At 43.8% G+C, this 19,796-nt stretch carries 22 protein-coding genes and 1 pseudogene; 17 read left to right on the top strand and 6 right to left on the bottom strand.

Annotated features, from left to right (window positions below):
* Nucleotides 1–253 precede the first annotated feature (253 nt).
* The 5 genes from CTY47_RS16390 to CTY47_RS16370 all read left to right on the top strand — a co-directional run bounded on the left by CTY47_RS16390 (nucleotide 254) and on the right by CTY47_RS16370 (nucleotide 3,567).
* On the top strand, nucleotides 254–934 hold the full coding sequence (locus tag CTY47_RS16390; protein WP_199163446.1) for an ATP-binding protein: 681 nt from the start codon (nucleotides 254–256) through the stop codon (nucleotides 932–934).
* A gap of 1 nt (nucleotide 935) precedes the next feature.
* Nucleotides 936–1,526 (top strand): hypothetical protein, encoded by a 591-nt coding sequence (locus tag CTY47_RS16385; RefSeq protein ID WP_099465860.1) that lies wholly within the window; start codon nucleotides 936–938, stop codon nucleotides 1,524–1,526.
* A 142-nt stretch (nucleotides 1,527–1,668) separates the two neighbouring features.
* On the top strand, nucleotides 1,669–2,640 hold the full coding sequence (locus tag CTY47_RS16380) for a site-specific integrase (RefSeq protein ID WP_099465859.1): 972 nt from the start codon (nucleotides 1,669–1,671) through the stop codon (nucleotides 2,638–2,640).
* Between the two features lie 172 nt (nucleotides 2,641–2,812).
* A complete protein-coding gene (locus CTY47_RS16375) occupies nucleotides 2,813–3,169 on the top strand; it encodes a hypothetical protein (RefSeq protein WP_099465858.1) in 357 nt (118 codons plus the stop codon).
* An 11-nt stretch (nucleotides 3,170–3,180) separates the two neighbouring features.
* Entirely contained in the window at nucleotides 3,181–3,567 is a 387-nt protein-coding gene (locus CTY47_RS16370) for a hypothetical protein (protein ID WP_099465857.1), read from the top strand.
* A 27-nt stretch (nucleotides 3,568–3,594) separates the two neighbouring features.
* Here CTY47_RS16370 and CTY47_RS16365 read toward each other — a convergent pair whose 3' ends face one another.
* The 6 genes from CTY47_RS16365 to CTY47_RS16340 form a co-directional block, all read right to left on the bottom strand.
* Entirely contained in the window at nucleotides 3,595–4,041 is a 447-nt protein-coding gene (locus CTY47_RS16365) for a hypothetical protein (RefSeq protein ID WP_099465856.1), read from the bottom strand.
* A 7-nt stretch (nucleotides 4,042–4,048) separates the two neighbouring features.
* Nucleotides 4,049–4,522 (bottom strand): phage virion morphogenesis protein, encoded by a 474-nt coding sequence (locus CTY47_RS16360; RefSeq protein WP_099465855.1) that lies wholly within the window; start codon nucleotides 4,520–4,522, stop codon nucleotides 4,049–4,051.
* 227 nt (nucleotides 4,523–4,749) lie between these two features.
* Nucleotides 4,750–7,314 (bottom strand): phage portal protein family protein, encoded by a 2,565-nt coding sequence (locus CTY47_RS16355; RefSeq protein ID WP_099465854.1) that lies wholly within the window; start codon nucleotides 7,312–7,314, stop codon nucleotides 4,750–4,752.
* 61 nt (nucleotides 7,315–7,375) lie between these two features.
* Nucleotides 7,376–7,807, bottom strand: coding sequence for a phage protein Gp36 family protein (locus CTY47_RS16350; RefSeq protein WP_099465853.1), 432 nt, complete (start codon nucleotides 7,805–7,807; stop codon nucleotides 7,376–7,378).
* A 21-nt stretch (nucleotides 7,808–7,828) separates the two neighbouring features.
* The gene (locus CTY47_RS16345; RefSeq protein WP_099465852.1) at nucleotides 7,829–9,445 is read right to left on the bottom strand and encodes a DEAD/DEAH box helicase family protein; all 1,617 of its coding nucleotides are present in this window, start codon (nucleotides 9,443–9,445) and stop codon (nucleotides 7,829–7,831) included.
* Nucleotides 9,442–9,891, bottom strand: coding sequence for a helix-turn-helix domain-containing protein (locus tag CTY47_RS16340; protein ID WP_099465851.1), 450 nt, complete (start codon nucleotides 9,889–9,891; stop codon nucleotides 9,442–9,444). The genes CTY47_RS16345 and CTY47_RS16340 overlap by 4 nt, the downstream gene beginning before the upstream one ends.
* Before the next feature lie 182 nt (nucleotides 9,892–10,073).
* On the opposite strand from CTY47_RS16340, the gene CTY47_RS16335 reads away from it, so the two are divergent.
* The 12 genes and pseudogenes from CTY47_RS16335 to CTY47_RS16290 all read left to right on the top strand — a co-directional run.
* Complete coding sequence (locus tag CTY47_RS16335) at nucleotides 10,074–11,078, top strand: HK97 family phage prohead protease (protein ID WP_099465850.1); 1,005 nt, start codon at nucleotides 10,074–10,076, stop codon at nucleotides 11,076–11,078.
* Between the two features lie 34 nt (nucleotides 11,079–11,112).
* Nucleotides 11,113–12,132, top strand: coding sequence for a hypothetical protein (locus tag CTY47_RS16330; RefSeq protein WP_099465862.1), 1,020 nt, complete (start codon nucleotides 11,113–11,115; stop codon nucleotides 12,130–12,132).
* 42 nt (nucleotides 12,133–12,174) lie between these two features.
* Nucleotides 12,175–12,507 (top strand): hypothetical protein, encoded by a 333-nt coding sequence (locus CTY47_RS16325; RefSeq protein WP_233202223.1) that lies wholly within the window; start codon nucleotides 12,175–12,177, stop codon nucleotides 12,505–12,507.
* Complete coding sequence (locus CTY47_RS16320; RefSeq protein ID WP_099465848.1) at nucleotides 12,504–12,929, top strand: lysozyme; 426 nt, start codon at nucleotides 12,504–12,506, stop codon at nucleotides 12,927–12,929. The genes CTY47_RS16325 and CTY47_RS16320 overlap by 4 nt, the downstream gene beginning before the upstream one ends.
* Nucleotides 12,930–12,944: 15 nt before the next feature.
* The gene (locus CTY47_RS16990; RefSeq protein ID WP_158228551.1) at nucleotides 12,945–13,346 is read left to right on the top strand and encodes a hypothetical protein; all 402 of its coding nucleotides are present in this window, start codon (nucleotides 12,945–12,947) and stop codon (nucleotides 13,344–13,346) included.
* A complete protein-coding gene (locus CTY47_RS16315) occupies nucleotides 13,318–13,626 on the top strand; it encodes a hypothetical protein (RefSeq protein ID WP_233202222.1) in 309 nt (102 codons plus the stop codon). Before CTY47_RS16990 ends, CTY47_RS16315 begins: the two co-directional genes overlap by 29 nt.
* The gene (locus tag CTY47_RS16310) at nucleotides 13,623–14,186 is read left to right on the top strand and encodes a hypothetical protein (protein ID WP_099465847.1); all 564 of its coding nucleotides are present in this window, start codon (nucleotides 13,623–13,625) and stop codon (nucleotides 14,184–14,186) included. The genes CTY47_RS16315 and CTY47_RS16310 overlap by 4 nt, the downstream gene beginning before the upstream one ends.
* Nucleotides 14,183–14,662, top strand: a complete 480-nt coding sequence (locus CTY47_RS16305; protein ID WP_099465846.1) for a hypothetical protein — start codon at nucleotides 14,183–14,185, stop codon at nucleotides 14,660–14,662. The genes CTY47_RS16310 and CTY47_RS16305 overlap by 4 nt, the downstream gene beginning before the upstream one ends.
* An 80-nt stretch (nucleotides 14,663–14,742) precedes the next feature.
* Nucleotides 14,743–14,880: a hypothetical protein gene (locus CTY47_RS16985; protein WP_158228550.1), complete on the top strand. Its 138-nt coding sequence runs from the start codon at nucleotides 14,743–14,745 to the stop codon at nucleotides 14,878–14,880.
* A 1-nt stretch (nucleotide 14,881) separates the two neighbouring features.
* Nucleotides 14,882–18,514, top strand: coding sequence for a hypothetical protein (locus CTY47_RS16300; RefSeq protein WP_099465845.1), 3,633 nt, complete (start codon nucleotides 14,882–14,884; stop codon nucleotides 18,512–18,514).
* Nucleotides 18,511–19,437 carry a hypothetical protein gene (locus CTY47_RS16295; protein WP_099465844.1) on the top strand — a complete coding sequence of 309 codons (927 nt, stop codon included), beginning with the start codon at nucleotides 18,511–18,513 and terminating at the stop codon, nucleotides 19,435–19,437. Before CTY47_RS16300 ends, CTY47_RS16295 begins: the two co-directional genes overlap by 4 nt.
* A pseudogene (locus CTY47_RS16290) lies at nucleotides 19,427–19,796 on the top strand (hypothetical protein); the annotation flags it as partial. The gene CTY47_RS16295 and the pseudogene CTY47_RS16290, both read left to right, overlap by 11 nt.

Raw genomic sequence — 19,796 nt, 5'->3', positions numbered from 1 at the left:
CGATTATCTGAAATAGAAATTCATACAAATAATGCTTTCAATTTTCAGTATATACCAGAAGTACAATTATCCGATGTTCCTGAATGTATTCTTGAATTACTAACCTATTTGAAATAATTCAAATCCTAGCCATATTGAAAGTCAGGAAGAGCAAATAGAAAAGCTGAAAGAAGAGCAGAAAGTATTAAGAGGATTAGCTAGTAGTGGCATAGTTTTAGCCTCATTTAGCCATGATTTAAGCAAACTGAATGATGTGTTAACATCTAGAACGGAAAAGCTTAAGCAATTACTTTTAGAAAAAATAGCAGAGACTGATTATGAAAATATGGAACCTAGGAAGAATCCATTCAATCAACTTGAAAGATTTAAAAAGCAAGATTTAAAGCTTCAAAATTGGTTAAATTTTTCGTTAGGAGCAGCAAGGAAAGATAAAAGGAAACGAAAACAGCTTTTTCTTAGAAGCTATTTTACTAATTTTAAAAATGACTGGTCCACAGTTCTTGACGGTAGAGGTGTCAACTTAGATATAGACAATATTGAAAATATTGATCTAAGGATTTTTGAAATTGATATTGATAGTATATTTAACAATCTCCTAGTAAATTCAGTAGAGGCTTTTAGTTTGTTGAGAGAAAATAGAGACAGGCTGATTACAATAAAAGTTAGTACTAATTCTAAAGAGATAATTATTGATTATACAGATAATGGACCTGGACTATCTCCCGATATAGTAAATCCTGATGAAATCTTTGATCCATTATTCACAACTAGGCGCAATCCTTATACGGGTGAAGAAGAGGGAACCGGGCTGGGGATGTGGTTAGTTAAGTCAATAATTAAAGAAAATGATGGTATTGTGAAACTATTATATCCGGAATTTGGTTTTGGAGTGAGAATAACTTTTCCTATAAAATACAAGAAACAAGAAAATTGATATGAAATACAAAATTTTATTCATAGATGAAGAACAAGAAACATTAGATGATTTTCTTGATTACATTGAAGCTTCCACTCAAAAAGGAAATATCACAGCTTTAACTCAGCTTCCTTTGGGTGATTTAAATGAAATGATAGACTGTATAATCAAAATAAATCCAGATGCGATTATTACAGACTTTAAGCTTAATGACTCTAGGGAATCCATAAAATACAATGTTCCTTACAATGGAACAGAGCTAGTGCAAGCCTTTCAAAATATGAGAGAAGCATTTCCGTGTTTTGTAATGACCGCTTTTGATGATTTAGCTATAAGTGAAAGCGAAGATGTGAATATTGTATATATAAAGAATATATTATACAAAGACGAAAAAGAATCCAAGGCAAGAGCTCAGTTTCTAGACAGAGTTCTTTATCAAATCAATCACTACAAATCCAAAATAAGAAATGCAGAGGATGAATTGCAAAAACTAATTAAATTGAGACAATCAGGTCATGCTGATATCAACGATGAAAAAAGATTAATTGAACTTGATCATTTTTTAGAAAATTCTATTGATAAGAGATGCTCAATACCAGATAAAAGATGAAATTCTCTGAATAGAACAGCAAAGTCGCTCGGCGGCAACCGGGCGACTTCTGTAAACTCTCACGCGGCGTTTAACCGCCGGATAAGCAGTGTTTAACCAATGTCCTACAAAGATAGGGCTTTACTTTGAAAAATATACAACTATGGAAGCACAAGTATTTAACCTATCAACAAACAGATTTCCGTCCTATTCCAATCATCTATCTGTTAACAGAAGTTCAAAAGGCATATTGTTCTGCGATTTTGCAGCCACCTATCTTGCCAAATGCCGGAAATCAGTTAAAGCAAAGCATTGTTACCAAAACGTACTGGATCACTTTGTCAAGTTTTGTAGGATCAACAATATTGCTCCAATGACCTACGAAATAGGCATGGAAATGATGGAAGATTTTGTTTATTACTTACAAGCTACGGCAAAACTTATGAGTACCACCGTTGCAGGCCACCTATGCCACATAAAGACATTGTTAAAAATGGCATCCTACAGTGGGTATGATATTGATTATACCTATTCTGACGTTAACGTTAAAACGGACGAGCACGATGTTGTCACGCTTGACCGGGACGAGATCACCCGGATATACGTATATAGTAACTTGACAAAATCAGAGGTTGTAGTACGTGACTTGTTTGTTATTGCCTGTCAGACAGCTTTGCGTTATTCCGACTTTTCACGCCTGAAAGAGGAAAATTTCATTGATAATGTTATCCAAGTTAAAACGCAAAAAACTGGCACATTGGTCATTATACCCCAATCCAAATACGTGCGCGAAATCTTACGTAAATACAACTACCAGTTACCCAAATGTCCCTGTATTCAATATTTTAATAAAGTCATAAAAAGCGTATGCCGAAAAGTCGGAATTACCCAGTCTGTACCTTACGAGCGCACCATTGGATTGGAGCGCGTCTCTTTGATGGTCGAAAAATGGAAACGTATCGGTTCTCATTCAGGCAGACGTAGCGCCGCGACCAATATGTTTTTAGCTGGAATACCGGCACTTCGGATCATGAAAATCACCGGACACAAAACAGAAGAAGCATTTATGCGCTATATTGGATTAAGTAAAGAAGAAAATGCGGCGGTACTGGCAGGGAATATGTTTTTCCATTAGAATTTATTGTTGGTTCCAAATCAATTCATATTTTTGATGCTGAAAAAGTATTTTTTCATAGTTTAAGTTTTAGGTAGGCAGTAGCTGTGAAGCTGCTGCCTTTTGTTTTTATTACTGTTTTATTTGGCTTGTGTTGTTTATGACCTTTATTTTGTAATCAAAGTATAGGAATATGCCGGAACAATACGAATTAGGATTTGATGTTGGGACAACAGTCCCGGAACGACTCAGAAGGAGACGGGTAAGAATGCCCGCAAGTTCTGAAACCGATCTTTCGAATCGTCGTATGCGTGTAAATGATCGTAATCGTACCTTGATTGCTCGTTATTATTATTGGACAGAGATACGCCGCAGGCGGTTTGATGATGTAATGTATATCCTTTCAAAACAAGAATTTTTTGTAGAAGAACGAACAATAAGCAACGCTTTACTTGATTTAAGTGATTATTTAAACGACCTTTACAAAGTAAAAAAAGAAGCTAGAGAACTAAAAAAGGAGTTCCCTAGCTGGAATTGGGATAATAATTAAACTGATTTGATATGAAAAAACTATTGATGTTATTATTGGTTTTGATACCTGTTCTTTCTTGGTCACAAGACAAAATAAATTATGATTCTGAATATAAGTACAGCTCAAGATATACAGTGATAGCCACTAATACTGTTAAACGGGAAATTTATCAAAAAAATGATAGTATTATCATTGAAAAATATTTTAAAGATTCAGGGGCAAACCTTTCTTTGAAGATTGACAAAAAAGATGATAATAAGGAATTGATGTTTCTTAAGCGAAAAGACAATGCCCCTTGGTATTACTGTCATGATAAACTTGGATATAAATATATCCTAATTGGATTACATAGTAAAACGGTTGATTTATACACCATCTGGTCAGAATTGGAAATCGAAAAAGAAACCTTTGAATAATAAGTAAGCGGGGCATTTCACCCCGCTTTATTTATTGTATTCCATAAACGTTGTCCCATAAACAATAGTATATACCTTAACCTTGTTTGCTTGTACAGTTGATCTCGCACTTTTCCGGCTAACGGGTGAAATAATTTCTTCTGCTGTCCAGCCTTGCATACAGTTTTGTACTTTCTCTATTACATCCAGCCTTTCCAGTGCTTTACGACGCACAGCTTCCGGCGCTTTACTGTTCGTTTCTCCGGCAGGTTGGAATCCTATACGTAAAGTAATGTTTGCGGTAACAAGTTGCTCCGTTTCGTTTTCATCCTGGCAGGAAGGGTATTGGATATCTACCAGACAACAAGGAAAATCTACAGCCGGGCGTATATCTGCTGCCGTATTCAGTTGTCCTTCGTCTTCATCTATCCAGCGTAGTTCCGGTACTTCTTTCTCCAAATGGTCGCATAGCGCAATAAATATTTCTGCATTCATGCTTTGTCTATTTTAATGAGTTTATATATCCTTCTATCCGTTTGTGTATTTCCGCTGCCAGTTCATCCGATTTACCCATAAACTGGCGTTGTGGTATGTTTGCCTGGCGGGTGTGCTCCTTAACATTCACATCCCCGTATTTTCGCGTTCGGCGCACATGTGCAGGTACTACCACCGATCCCGCATAGCCTTCGTTGTGTATTTTGGCATAGCCTACCTGATCGTTTCCGGCAGAGATAACAACCTTGTCACGCCCTACATAAGCCGGGCGTATGCTGTTCAAAAGTTTGCCGCTGTCAATCAGAAGGGAGCCTGTTTTCTTTGGGATTCTGGGCGGCGCCCAGGGGTTTCCGTCAAAAGCCTTTTCGGTAAAGCGTCTTTTATAATATTCCGTGGCCGTCTCCGCCACTATGGCGGATGCCCTGTCCAGCACTTTGTCCGGCAGGGTGGTTAAATAATTTTCTAATCCGTTGAAATCCATATCAAAAAGTTTTATATATTTGTAATCAGAAGCGCATAGTTCCGGGGGTGAATAGACGATGCTACCCTCGCGGGTGATGGGGGCATTATGAAGGCTTGGGCTTTATACAGCGGAGCGATGCGTTAACCCGAAGCGGCGATAGGAAACTGGCTATCCAATCCGGTAAAGCGGAAAACCTCGTGCAGGCATTCCAATAAGGCGGACGGACGCAAAGACTTGTCACCGCGTTATTTTTTTATCAACAGCCCCCGGCGGTACCTCCATCTGGGATCTATTTTCCGGCTTTTCTTCGATACCTCCCTGATCCGTGGGTTTTGTTCTATTTCAAACCACGTTGCCACCCGGTACACCGTCCCGTTCTTTACGTCACACACCACGTTTATAGCCTTGCCGGAGTAAAACTTGATAAAGTTCATGTTCCTAAACTCCCCGCCTTTTACATAATCGTTGATCCATATTTCATCCGGCCTGGAAAGCGTATCAACCATGCAATCAAGCAAAGGAATACGTGTTTCCGTGTACTTCCCAGCCGTGTGCTTTTTGAAAACATTCTCCGTCAGTTCGACATCCCGTCCTTTGTAATCCTTTATCAACCGGTGAGAGGCCAGCCATTCATCCGTATTGCCTTCAAACAGGGGGGCTTCTGTTGTTGCTGCCCCCAGTTTCTTCCCGAATGAATCCAACCCGTAATCATTGTAATAAAGGTTACCCACCAGCTTTGATGCCTTGTCAGGGAATTTCTGTATATACATCTGGTTGCGGGTGAATACCTCTGCCGTCTTACCCCTGTTCACATCCCAATGCTGGGCTTTGTTCTGTTGCCATTCGGCCGTATCAAAATAAGCGTCGCACCTTTCCTGCATAGCCTTAATATTGACGCCCGCTACTTCATGCGCCATCCGCGGAACCACATAACAGCGGCATTTCCACCCGTTTGGCGGGAATATCTTATTCCACCTCGGATCATTAGCCGGCAATATCAATCCATCCAGTTCGGCATGTTCCGGCCGTACCTTATCATCCCCTGCTGTTTTGTACTCCCAGTATGGGAACAGGTCGGTTTGTTTGACAAGCCGCTGGTAATTACTTGCCGATTCCGCCGTTAATACCGCAGTCTCATGCTCTGTTTTCTGCCATTGCTTGTTGAAAACTTCCGTTACCTGTGATGCTTTCTGATAAAAGTCTTCAAAACTGTTGCTCTCCCGGAACAGGCTGTTTAATTCCTGCAATTCTGCCAATGTTTTAGCGGCTGAGAAATGAAAGAGGTTTATTTCCATAGCCGTGGTAAACGCATCATCCCTTGCCCCGTATGTAAACCCGGTATCTGCAAGTCTCAATTTCTTGTTGTTACCTTCTGAAATAGCGGCTACCAGATCGCCGGAAATAAAATTGAATAGTTCGCTATCGAAATAAAGTCCGCCTCCACTTTCGGCTATCCGGTTAATGATTCTGTTTTCCAACGTGTCATCACTCAGCCGTATGCGGGCTTTTCCATTCAATGCCCCGGCTTGCGGGGCTCCTGCGAAAAAATCCCACAAACGGAGATACCAGCTACGGTCATGGTTCTTTATATCCGGTTTCTTGTCTTTCTGGCCGTCAGGATCGGCCGGATTATCAGGATCATCGTCTGGCGGTAAAATAAGTTGCGGCTGTTGTTCCTTCCGTGCTATCGGCTCGTCTCCTTCGGGTAATGGAATATTATACTTGTCATACAGATAAGATTGCGGTATAGGTAATATATCCGCCAACTGTACAGTCTCTGCTACCGTTATCTCCTGTGCCTTATCCAGGAATTTGAACTTACCACCCGATACCGGATAACCCCGTTTTTCAAGTAACGGAACAAAGAACTTATTCAACATGCGTTCCACAAAACGGCGATCTGCGCGGTGTTTCTTTTCCTGTACTTCCATGTGTACCTGGCTTTGGGAAAGTGAACTGCCGTCCTGTGTTGTCATGGTTTGCCCCAGGATAGTAATAAGTACCTCCTCGTTGCAGGCGTTCCGAAAGTCATTATAAAGAGCCCCGTTACCGCTGTTGCTGAGTGTGGTTTGTTCGGCTTCCGTTTCTTTGGGTATTACCAAATACGGGGCGGAACCAGCCTCTTCAAAGGCCTGTATCAATGCGCGGCGGCTTTGTTCGTCCATACTGCTATACTTTCCGATACGCTGGGGCATCCCGAACAGTTCGACAAATTGCGCCCAGTCGCCAAAGCCGCCCCGTTTGTAAATAACATAAGGCGCGGCACGGAGCAGTATGCCGTAGTCATCATCTTGTCCGAATTGGGTAATAAGATCGTTGCCGGCATAAGGTATGCCGTGTTCGTCTTCTTCGCGTATTGCTATCTCTTTTGTTTTCGGACGGATGTGTTTACGCGGTATTGATTTAAAGCTCAACCCGTCCTTAAAGTCAAATTCATCTACCGTTATGCCCCAGAAGCGGGATAACATTATATCGCGCAGGAGCAATTCAAATTCCGGTGTGTCCATCAGGTCGTCGATCACATCGGCACGCTTACCGTTAATTGTAAATGCCAGGTCGGCATCCGTTACCGCATCGATACGTTTGTCGATTGCATCCGAAAGGTAGCCGTCAATCAGGAGGTCTGTATAGAGGTCATATAGTTTTGTCCGGTTCCCCATATCCGCCAGGCGTAGCGCGCTTCGCCACGTACCAATATCATTTATCCCGCGGTGTATGGGGCGTACCAGTATTTCGGTATGTACCGGAGCTTTATTTTTACCGGGCTGATTTAAGCCCGTTTGAAGCGTTCTCTTTTTTTTGTTTGCCATGATTCATCTTTTTATTTTGGATTGATTGTGCAAAAGTTTAAACAGCGTTTAAACGCTCATTCTAGTAATGCTGTGTCCTCTTGGGATTGCTCCCGTAGGCAACCGGGCCGATCGGATTGTTTTTTTCGGCTTTTCCTCCTTCCGGTTCCTTACTCGGTAGATCGGGCGAAACATCGCCACGCTGTACGGCTTTGAGCCAGTCAACGGCACGTTCGTACCGGTCTTGCCTGAGAGGTAATTCACTCCCTGCATTGCACAGGTTGATAAGATGCCATACGGCAATGTCCTTTACGAAAATCAGCAGTAGCTGGTTCCGTTTACTACCGGAGGCGGAAAAGGTACGCGCCGTATCAAACCGGGTCAGGTAGCCGCGCGCCTCGGCAATGGCGGCATCGATAGCCGCTTCGGCAATCGTATTGTCTCCCCGTGTAATGGTTTCCACCTGTTCATCGTGCAGGTGGGTGCTTAGTTCTTGTAATGTCAGGTATGCCATGTGTTATAATGGATTGGGTTATTAATATCGTTTATTGTTCCGTGGCCGGGTGCCTACCGTGCAACTTCCGGCCTTTAGTGATACCATTTTCTGCTGGCAGACATAGAAGCCGCCTTCTACACCATCCGGGCCGTCGGCAGGTGCCGGCAGTCCGTCGTCAAACAACAGGAATTGTTCTTCCAGGCGAGCCATGTGAGGGTTGTCCTTTTCGGCAATATTCAGTATCATACGCCCGGCACGGTTCAGGGGTTCAAGATTCCCCTCTATACGAGCAAACTTGTCCGGCTTATTACGTAAATCCGGGGAGATTGGGATAATATATCCGGTTTCCTCCCATTTCTTTTGGAAAAGCGGAACAAAGACCTGCTCATAAAAAGGGTCTTGGAGTTTGTTGTTTTCAATAAAGTTATAGACTTGTGTTTTGTCTTTCACATAGTCACGTTGGTAGTAGTACCAGTTGACAAATTCTTCATTCTTTACATGATCCAGATACCCTGTTATCACATAGAGGTTGCCTTCCAATATGCCTACAAGAAAGTTTGCTTTGTATGATCCCAGTTTTTTTACCCCCTTTTTATTGGCGACTTTATTGGATGGTGCCGGGTCTCCATAACTGACCAGGAACGGGAATTTATGTAGAGGCGGGATAGCGCCCCATTTAATCTCTTTAAAATAACTGCCTTCTGTCACCGGGTTGTTGAAGCATTCTTTTTGGGCACTGGCGGCGCTTACCTGTGCCAGTACATCGTCTATCGTTTCCTCGTCGTTCTTTTCCGGCCAGACGGATGTTCCATAGGCAAAGTCATTTTTTGCGTCAGGGTGGTTCATGTCCACCATGCGCAGGTTGATAATATCCCAGTTGCCGATTGGATGCTCGCGCTCTGAAAGTTCCCTTGCTTTCTTTCCGGCACGGGCTACACAGCAGTCTTTAGCTATGATATTACCGCAAAAGATGGTAAGCAGCGGTTCGGAAAAAGAGCGGGTAAAATAAAGCGCCTGTTCAAACCAGTTCCATTTGTCATTAACGATCTCCGGGTTCCGGCATTCTTCGTCCGTATCGTAATCATCAACCAATATTGTGTCAGGGCGTACTTCTTCGATCTTTACACCGCGGGGAGATTGGCGGGCGCCAACGGCTATAAAAGATACCCCATTTTTCGTAATAAAGTTATCTTCCGTCCATTTAAACCCCTTTTGGTCGCCATAGTAGAATTGTATTCGCTGGTTGGCTTCGAGTTGCGCCCGGTAATGGCTCAGGAGCTTTATTGCATTGTCGTTACTGTTGGAACAAAGGATGATGTTGCGTTTCTTTCCGGTAAGTACCAGGAACAGTACAACGAACATGACAATGGTACTTTTTGCCAGTTCACGCGCCCAGGATAAGACTTCATACCAGTTCTTGGGGCTGTATACGAGCCGTTTTATAGCTTTTTTCTGAAATTCGGCAAACTCATATTTTGCATAGTTCGGAAACATTTCTTTCATCCATAGTAAGGGGTGGCTTTCCAGGTAAGAAAGCCGTTTTTGCCGTTCGGCATAATCCATGTCGAAATCGACAGCCGTATCTTTACGGAGTGCCTTAAGATATCCGTCCCAGTCTTCAATGGCCTGTTTGTCTATCGCTTTGAACGTTTTCATTTCAATCTCTCCTTTATGTATGCGTCAAAATAGTAGCTTAATTCTTTGGCCTTTTCCACATCGGTTTTGCGTAGCCAGTCTAGCAGCCCTTTAGACACACTGATAATATCCGATATGCCAGTTTCTTTTTCCATCTTCTCAATGGCAGATGCCAGTTTGTTGATCGTATCGGCTTCTTTAGACGTAGCAAAACGTTCGCCGTCTTTACGTCCGGCTATGGCCTTGTTAATCTCCGCTACCTGGCGGTAGAGGTTGGCCAGTTGTTCCTCGCGTGTAAGGCTGACAGAGGTCTTCAATTCCTCCCATTTTTCGATCTTTACCCACTTACATAAGGTTTGTTTACTCACTCCCACACGTTCGGCTACCTCGGCCTGCGTAAGATGTTCTTTCAAATAGAGCATTTTCGCCCAGTCCTTTTTTTGTTTTATGCTTAAATCCGCTCCCATCTATATACCTTTTTTATTGGTTTACACCATCAAAAGTACAGACCTGAAACCGACTGGAATAATCGTATTGTATTGGTTTACAGATATATGTAAATAAACTGCATAAATAGCGTAACCATTACAAACTGATTTTTTTACCTCATTTTAAGCCTCCAACTTTGGGGTAGAAAATCAAAAAAACGATGGCGAAAAAGACATTTATATTACACGATGATACAGTTAACACACAGGGATTCCGTATGCTCACCTCCGGGGCTGACCTTTCCGTGTTTATCAGTAATCCGGTAATGCTCCTTAACCATAATGATTGGGATTTGCCGATCGGCCGATGGGAGAATATCCGCAAAGAAGGCAACCGGATATTGGCTGATGCTGATTTTGACGAAAAAGACGAACGGGTCGCTGCTATCATGGGGAAAGTAGAACGGGGCTACCTGAAAGCGGCCAGTATCGGTGCATGGCCTCCCCTTGAAACATCTTCCGATCCTGCCCTGATGCTACCCGGACAGGAATTGCCTACGGTTACCAAATGGCTTGCGCGTGAAGGTTCCATTTGTCCCATCGGGAGTAACCACAATGCACTGGCCATGTATGATAAGGAAAACAAACGCATAGACCTGAGTGACAAAAAACAGCTTATAAAATTATTCGATACCGGAAACGGTAGTAACCCATATAAAAATGAAGTACAAATGACAATTTTAACAGGACTATTAAAACTGTCGGATAATGCCAACGAACAGGCCATTGCCGACGAAGTGCGTAAAATCATCCAGATGCGCGACAACCTCCAAACGGAGAACGGGACATTGAAAACAGAGAACGGGGCGCTGACTGCCAAGTTGCAAGCCTTTGAGAAAAAGGAGAAGGACGCCGCTAAAGCTGCTGCTATCGGGTTGGTAGATGCAGCCATTAAAGACGGCCGTCTGGATGCCAAAGGGAAAGATGCCTGGCTGGCCATGTTTGACAGCAATTATGAGCAGGCCAAAACGCAGTTGGAGGCTATACCAGCCCGCGGATCGGTAGCGGCACAAGTGCAAACCTATGCCGGTGATAAAGGTGCAATCAAGTTGGCGGATATGGCATTTGCCGACATCGTTAAGGCTGACCGCCTGAAAGAACTGAAGAAAGAGCCGGAGTTGTATAAACAGAAGTTTTTTGAGGCATACGGAAAATATCCGGCCTGAAACAAGTATAAACCATATAAAACAAAATGTAAGAATGAAAGCAAAATTTATTGTTGCGCTGGTAACTGCGCTATTGTTTAACGCCCTGACTAGCGGGATATTTGCCGATACATTAGGTATCAGCCACGGGGCTATGTTTGCCGTACAGATGGGATTGTCACTTATTCCCTTGAATATGACAGGCTGCCTGTGCGAAGGGCTGAACCGTGAAATCTGGATTCCTGAGATTATTGAAAAGTTCTATCCTGCGGATTCGTTTTTGACCTATTCCAAAAGCCTTGATGCCTGGGTGGATAATAACAAACTGAATCTACAGGAAGCAGGCGTTGATCCGGCTGTATATATCGATAATGAACAATACCCCATCCCGGTGGCTGTCCGTACGGATATACCTCATGAAATTGTCCTCAAACGCTTTGATACCGAAAACACAGTGCATATCAATGCAATTGAGATTGAGGAATCCGCCGAAAAACGCCAGAGTGTCATTGAAGGACACCGTAATTCCCTCCGCCAGAAGTTTGCCCGCCTTGCCGCCTTTAACTGGGCACCGGCACAAAACGGGGAGTTTACGCCTGTCAAAGCATCGGACGGAAAAACCAATGCCCGTGGGTATAAGTCCATGACATACGAGAAGGTAATGGACATGGAACTGGTATTTGACGAGTTGGAAATACCACTGGATAAACGTGTCCTTGTTTTGAACCCGTTGCATGCAATGGATTTGCGCCTGCAGGATATGGATATGTATAAGGCTTTCTACAGTGAAAACAAACTGTTCTCCTTTACAGTTGTTCGTTCCTCTCTTAATCCACGCTATAACGGTACAACCGGAAAGAAACTGGCCTGGAATGCTGCTGTCTCTGCTACAGATGCTCCTTGCTCACTCTTTTATTACCAGGAAGCAGTTGCCCGTGCCCGTGGTACGGTTGACATGTATTCAAGACTGAATGATCCGGGGTACCGTGGAGATGTGGTTGGCTTTAATATGCGTGGCGTGGCTACGCCTGTAACGGGTAAATACCTGGGTGCCGTTTACTCCCCGAAAGCCTGATGTTTAACTTTTTAATCTTTATATAAAATGAGCTATATCAATATGAAATCGCGTAGGAGTTTTGACTTCTACGCCCCTTACAACGAAGAAGGCGAACGCGTGGTAACTATCCCGTTCCCGGTTGCGGTAAAACGCGAAGTGTCTGAAACAGGTATCGTACATGATGCTAACCCAGCCCTGGTGACAGTTGCACCCGCAGCCGAAAAGACAATTGATGTGGAAACGAAGGTGCAAGCCGGGTCATTAATGATTGTCCGTAATGAAGGTACGGCAGTGGCGACCGTCGGCGGCGCCAATTGTGCAGCCTCCAAGGTAACCACCTTGATGTGGGATGGTAACGCGTATGTTGAACTGGCAAATTCTACGATTGCATGAGAACCGGACAAGCAGGCGTTAACCTGATAAAGCAGTTTGAAAACCTCCGTTTGAAGGCTTACAAATGCCCTGCCGGTATCTGGACTATCGGGTACGGGCATACGGCCGGAGTAAAACCCGGCGATGTGATAGACGAGCGGAAAGCGGAACAATTGCTGGCGGAAGATTTACGGCAATTCGAGGCAGTGGTAAATCGGGAATGCCCCGGTATCAACCAGAACCAGTTTGATGCCCTGGTGTCGTTTTGCTTTAATGTCGGTACAGGCAGCTTTATCAAATCAACTTTACTAAAATGCGTAAAGGCGAATCCCGGAAATGTAAATATCCGTCATGAGTTCAGCCGCTGGAACAAATCAGGCGGTGTGGTACTGGCCGGACTGATCCGCCGCCGCAAGGCAGAGGCCGATTTATATTTTTCTTAATACTAAAGTGACGCTATGAACTGGAATTTATTATTGTCCATGCTGGGGACAGGCGGGTTGGTTGCTTTTGTGAACTGGCTTATCAACCTGAAAGCAACGCGCCGTAAAAGCGTATTGGATAAGGACGAAATATCCCGGATCATGGCGGAGCGGGATAACGAAACGATACTCAATTTGTATAATGAAAACAGGAACATACTTGAAAAACTGGCATCGCTGGAAAGCATGTTGTATAAGCTGGTTGTTTGCAAGCATTTTGATACTTGCCCTGCCCGTTACGAGTTGCAGAACTACAAACAGAACAACAAATACCAGCGCGCTAGACAGTCTACAGTGGAACAAAAAGGTAAGCGTTACCCTCGCGACAATCCCGTCCAGCCTGGCAAAGTTGACAATCCCGACGGACAGCCTCCGTAATCTGCCCACTGGGGCGGTTTACGAAAAGAAATCCGGGCAGGCAACCCTTAAACTGGGATATAAGGACGGGAATATAATTGCAACGGCAACCTGCGACAGCCTGCAGCAACTGGTGTACACTTATGAAGAAGAATTAAGCCGGCTAAAAAAAGAAAACACCGAACTGCAGGAACAGATCAAGCCTCCTGAAAACCCGTTTAAATGGTATTTGTGTGGTGTTTTAACAGGCATCATCCTTACAATAGCAAGCGTTTTAATAATCAAACACAAACGAAAATGACAGAAATAAAAAAAACACGATCCATAGGCCTGAAAAAAATTTTGACAGGTGCCGTAAACCCGGCCGGAGGAATGCCGGAAGCATTGGCCGCACTAGGTAAGACCTTTAAAGGCACGGCATCTTTTAATACCGAAAATGACCAGACACAGGATTTTTATTCGGAGGAAGTCCCGACTGCCCCAGAAGAATCCGTACCTACAGAAGCCGGATTGAAGCAGTTGAAGTGGAACTTGATGGAATGGGATAACCAGGCCTTGATAACAGTATTTGGAGGGTCAACAAAACAGGTTGATGTTATTGTTGATGGTAAAACGTACAGCGTTGAAAAATACGTTGCCCCCCGTGATACGGTAACGATAGAACAGGCAGTAAGGGCTATTAGCCGTTACAATGTGGTTATTGACATTCCGCGTGCTCAAATAACAGCCCGCTTTATCTGGAACCTTACACAAACCGAAATTGCCCAGATTGAAATAACGGCAAAGGCAATGGCACCTAACGGCGAAGACGACGGCCCGTATGAGATTTACAAATTAGGCGAACCTAAACCGGCTGCATGATGAATATGGTAGAAATGGACGCCGCCGATGCCCTGATGGATCGGCGGCTTAAAATAATACTCCCTGCACCGTGGATCATGCGGGTGTTTGGCAAGAAGACCATACCGGTATGGGTAAAACGTCCGGTTGCACAGAACCTATTGCGTATATCGCGCCTGTTAGTCAAAATGGGTATCAATTTGAAAGAATTGAAAGCAGGTGAATTGGGTACGTTAATGGGGTGTATCGCTGAGAACCTGGTACCGGCATCACGTATTATTGCTTACGGAATGATACGGGGAGCCATTGCCTCCTGGATGTTAAACCGTCCGCTTGCCTTATACCTGCGTTGCTATATGGACATGCGTAGCCTGGCGGAGCTCGCAAACATTATCGTACTGATTAGCGGAGGGGAGGATTTTGTAAGTATTATCACGTCGGTGAGCAGTTTAAGGATAACGCAACCGACGGAGAGCCAGACAGGAAGCGGGAGTTAAAGGAGTATGAACCTCCCCATAGCCCGTTCGGGCGTATCTACGGATTGGTATCACAAGGGGTGTTTACGCTTGATGAAGTAATGAACCGAATCCCGTGGTGCGTATTGATGATGATGGTTAATGACCAGGGGAAGCTGAAAGGGACAGAAACGGCCGATGCAAAAGAGGAAATAATAGGAACAGAGGACGAAGAATTAAAATTTTTAGGACTAGCTTGATATGAATACGGAACCGATTTATGTAACGTTTGAATTTAACGGTAACCTGGGCGAAGAAGTCTCCAAGGTTAAGCTGGGTATTCAGGGACTGCGCAATGAATCCGCCAACACCTACAAACGGTTATTGGCAGACAGTAACGAAGCCTTTAATGCCATGAGTGTGAACAACCGTAAACTGGCCGTATCGATCCAGGAAGATATTAATTCGCTCCGCCAGCTAGCCGCTGCCCAGAAAGCAGCGGATGATGCGTTAGCAAAAGGTACTATCTCTGCTAAAGACTACGCGGAAACCAAAGCCCGTTTGTCTGTCCAGGAAGCGGATTTGAGGCAGGGCATACAGGATAATATGGCTGCTTTGGATGAATCCATTCAAAAAGACCGCGAGGCGATTGGCTCTATTGAAGCCAAACAGGAAGCCCTTGCCAGGTTGGAAGGAACCTACCGCAAGTTATCTTCTGCCAACCGCAACGGACAGGAAGGGCAACAGTTACTTGCACAGATAAGCTCGCTTAAATCCGAACTTAGCGGACTGGATAAGGCTTATCAGGATGCTACCGGAAGCGGGCAAAGCCTGTTACAGACGATCCAATCCACACCGGGCCCGGTTGGCCAAACAGCTTCGGCTATCGGTAAAATGACAAAAGCGGCGCTGGCTTTTATTGCGACTCCGTTAGGAATGTTCCTTGCTGCTATAGCCGCCGGGCTGGCGGCCGTAACGTCCTGGTTCCACCGGACAGAAGAAGGAGAGAATGCTTTGGCTGTGGCAACAGCTACTTTCGGGCAGGTACTTGACAGCCTGTTGGATGTGGTGGATAATGTAGGCGAATGGCTGTATAAAGCCTTTACCAAACCGAAGGAAGCATTGTCCGACCTGTCCGAATTTATCAAAGGGCAATTTATGAACCGTCTATCTTCCATATCCAAGATGGGAAGCGCCATTGTTAAGATATTTTCTGAGGATTGGAAACAAGGCTTTGCGGATTTTGGAAATGCTTTCCTGCAATTTCAGACAGGTATAGAAGATGCCGGAAAGAAGGCGTCTGAGTGGATGGATGATACTATTGAGAAAAGTAAGAGACAGGGAGAGATTCAAAGAGAATTAAATAAGATCAAGGATGAAACGCGTGTGCTAAATGAGCAGATTGCCCAAGATGAAATCAAAAAACTAAAACTTCAAGAAAAAGCCAGAGATGAACAAGTTCCAGAGAAGGAAAGACTGGCAGCTTTAAAAGAAATCAATAAAATCATTGATGATACTTCACGGAAAGAAGCTGATTTAGCTAAAAGGAAAATGGATTTAACAAAAGAATTACATACGTTATCCCATTCTGATAGAGCTGCCAATGATGAGGATTCTCGTTTGAAAGTGGAATACTTGAATAAACAAGCAAACGGAATACGTGAACAATTGTCTTTGATCCGTCTAAAAAATGGTATTACAAACCGGATAAACAAAGAAGAAGCCCAAACCGCCATTGATTTGTTAAAAAAGGAATTGGATAAGAAAAAAGAGGCTTACGCTTTGTATTACCAGCAGGTTGAGAATTTAGGTAAAGCTGCCGCTGATAAAGCCTATGCGTCTTTAATTAAGGATGGAGCCAGTTACCGGGAATACCTGCAAAAGCAAATAGCGGAATTGGAAAAGAAGGATAACCGTTCAAAGGATGATGACGACGCCCTTTCTTTCCTCTATTATGAAAAAAGCCAATTGGAAGGTAAAAAGTCTGCCGCCGACCTGATGAAAGAAGAAATCGAAAAGCTAAAGACTCTCTATGGAAACGATTTGTCAAAGCTTAAAGAGGAATTATTGAAATTGCAAGAAATGAATGCCGGTGACAAATCAGAAACCGGGGTACAAAAAGGAAATGTCATCAATCAGGCATTGAACGAAGCTGACAAAGAAGCGGATGCCAAATTCAAAGACTTACTAAAAACATACCAGACCGGATTTCAAAAGCTAGCAACCTTAGAAGAAAACTACCGGAAAGATGTTGCTTTCCTTCGTTCCCGCATAAATGAAAATTCAACGGAAGAAGAAAAGAAACAGATAGAAGATGCCATAAAGGCACGTACAGAGGCGTATGGTAATGCCCTGTTAAAAGAAAGCGATATGTTTACCCGGTTGTTCAGTGATTTGTCGAGGGAATCGACAAAAGAACTGGAGAAATTACTGGATCAGGCGAAAAGTACCGATCTGACAGGCTTTTCACCTAAAGATATAAAAGTCTTTCAGGATGCCGTCATTAAGCTAGAGAATGAACTTAGGGAACGTAATCCGTTCAAGTCTTTGTCTAATGACTTTAAGGAACTTATATCCGACATAAAGGGAGGTAAAGATTTAACCCAGGCACTGGATAAGTTTGGAAAGTCTTTTTCTGCTGCCAAAGATTACATAAACAGTTTGAGCAAACCTTTGGGACAGGTATTTGGCGATGATGTAACTTATGCGATTGACCAGGCTATGGCACTTACGCAGGCTGTTTTTGATGTCGGTACCGGCCTTGCCAAATTATCCCAGGGTGATATATTGGGGGGTGTCTCCGGTCTGTTCAAAGGTCTGGGTTCTATCTTTTCTATGGGCAAGAAAGTTAAGGAAATGAACCGCAAAGCCAGGGAAGAACAACAAAAGTACTACGATGAAGCCCTGCAGGGTGAAATGGAATATCAACGTTTACTTCGCGAACGTTTACGTACCCAACAGGAAATCGGAGAAAGCGCTCTGGCATATAATAAGCGAATCACAACGGAACTGGCCAAACAGCAGCAAGCCTCTGCCAACGAGTACAACCGTCTGATGGCGCAAATACAGGGTGAGGATTATATAAGTGGTGTAGGTTATAAACATGGTACCTGGTTTCGTAAAGCCAAGACATGGAATGAATACAGCAGCCTTGCCGGCAAAAGCTATGAGGATATTGAAAAGCTATACACAGAGGGCAAACTGGAAGATAAAGTTGCCAAACTGTTTGAACAGCTAAAAGAACTGAAAGAGGAAGGGGCGGACATTAACCAGATGTTGGCAGACCAGGCGGAAGCCATGCGCGAAGCGTGGACGGGAACAACGGTTGACAGTATTGCAGACAGTATAATTCAGGGATTTGCAGAAGGGAAACGTTCTGCCGCTGATTTTGCCAATAGCTTTCAGGAAATGCTAAACACTGCCGTATTGCAAGGCATTAAGATGAAGGTATTGGAAGAACCTCTCCGACAGTGGTATGAAAGTTTTGCTGCTGCCAGCAGTGGAGGGCTCACGGCTGATAAGATAGCAGATTTAAGGGCACAATATGACAAGATTATTGCCGATGCTGCAAAACAATTGGAAGATGCAGAGAAAATAACAGGCATCCCGGTTGGTGCGGATGCTAGCCGGACTTCAGCAGCAAAAGGTATCGCATCCATGAACCAGGACAGCGCAGATCAGTTAAACGGCAACTTTTATGCCCTGTTGATCTATCAAGACAAAACAAGTAAGGCGATAACAAATATCAACACGTTGCTTGTCCAGGGATTAAGCATATTAAATCGGATAGTAAACAATACAGACCGGCTGGAAAACATTGAAAAAGAGATAACGTCCATGCGAAGTAATTTCCAACAGATAATCAATAACGGTATATTGCTTAGAAAATCATGATAGATAATTGCTACATAGATGGCATAAGTGCCCGTAGCCGTTTCGGTGTATGGGTGACAAAAGGCGGTTATAAAGATTTGCTGACCTTCCCGGCTTTGGCTGTCCCTGATACGACATCATGGCCGGAAGAAGACGGCATAGAGGTTGATTTATCCGAACCAAGATTGCAAGAAAAAGATATTACAATATCTTTCCTGGCAAGCGACCCCAATATAGATGCGTCTGATTTCATAGCCTATGTAAGCAATCCGGGGTACCATACTTTATATGTGCCAATTTTAAAACGTACATGGCAACTTCGTTTATCGGATCAACCGGCAAATAAGGTCTACCCCTCCGTTCGCGAGTTCTCATTAAAGTTCGTGGAAGATGCACCAACTCGTCCGGTTGTCTCACTTCCTGATCCCGGTTTGTTTATCCGGGATTCAGGTTATGAACTAGATGGCGTTTCTTTTGCCGATTACGGTGTTGTAGTTGATGTTGCCCGCAATGAATTATTAAAAGCTCCGGCAGCAAAAAAGAATCTTTGCCGCAAAGTCAGCACAACGGATGGACAGATATATGACGTGGATCACCTCGTATTTGAAAGTAAGGATGTAACGTTTAAATGCCATTTTAAAGCCGTTTCAATGGATGCCTTTTGGCAATGTTATGATGCTTTTTTTGCTGCATTAATACAACCGGAGGAAAGGCAATTGTATGTAGATTACACCGGAGAGGAATACCCTTGCTATTACAAGCAAAGTTCCGGTTTTAAGATTTTAAGCATAAGTAATCCTGTACTTGTTGAGTTTAGTTTTACGCTGGTATTTACAGTATTCCGCGTTGGCGAAACAGAATATTTGTTGGCCACCGAAGGAGGCGAATTAATAGTATTGGAAGATGATGGCGAAACAGTAATAGATTTAGGATATGGCGAATAAAAAGAAAAAAATATCAGAATTACCCCTTGTGGGGTCTCTTGTCGGCCTTTACACGATTGGCGTAGATGCTGCAAACAAAAGCGTAAAGGTTTCTTTGGAATGGCTCAAAACGGCCACCGACAATATAACGACTGCAATCAGTAACGCTTCCAAGGCGGCAGATGCAGCCAACACCGCCGCTGGAAAGGCTGATAAGGCCGCTGTGGATGCTGGGGCAGAAATGACTCGTATTTCGCAAGAAGCGAGTCAAGTTATCACCGATACAAATACAGCAAAGACCAATGCAGAAACAGCTACTACAAACGCAAATACGGCGGCTACAGCAGCCAACGCAGCAGCTGGATTAGCTACAGATGCAG

It is taken from the genome of Parabacteroides provencensis, from assembly GCF_900232875.1.
Taxonomy (GTDB): Bacteria; Bacteroidota; Bacteroidia; order Bacteroidales; family Tannerellaceae; genus Parabacteroides; species Parabacteroides chinchillae.
This window is presented reverse-complemented; position numbering and strand designations above follow the sequence as displayed.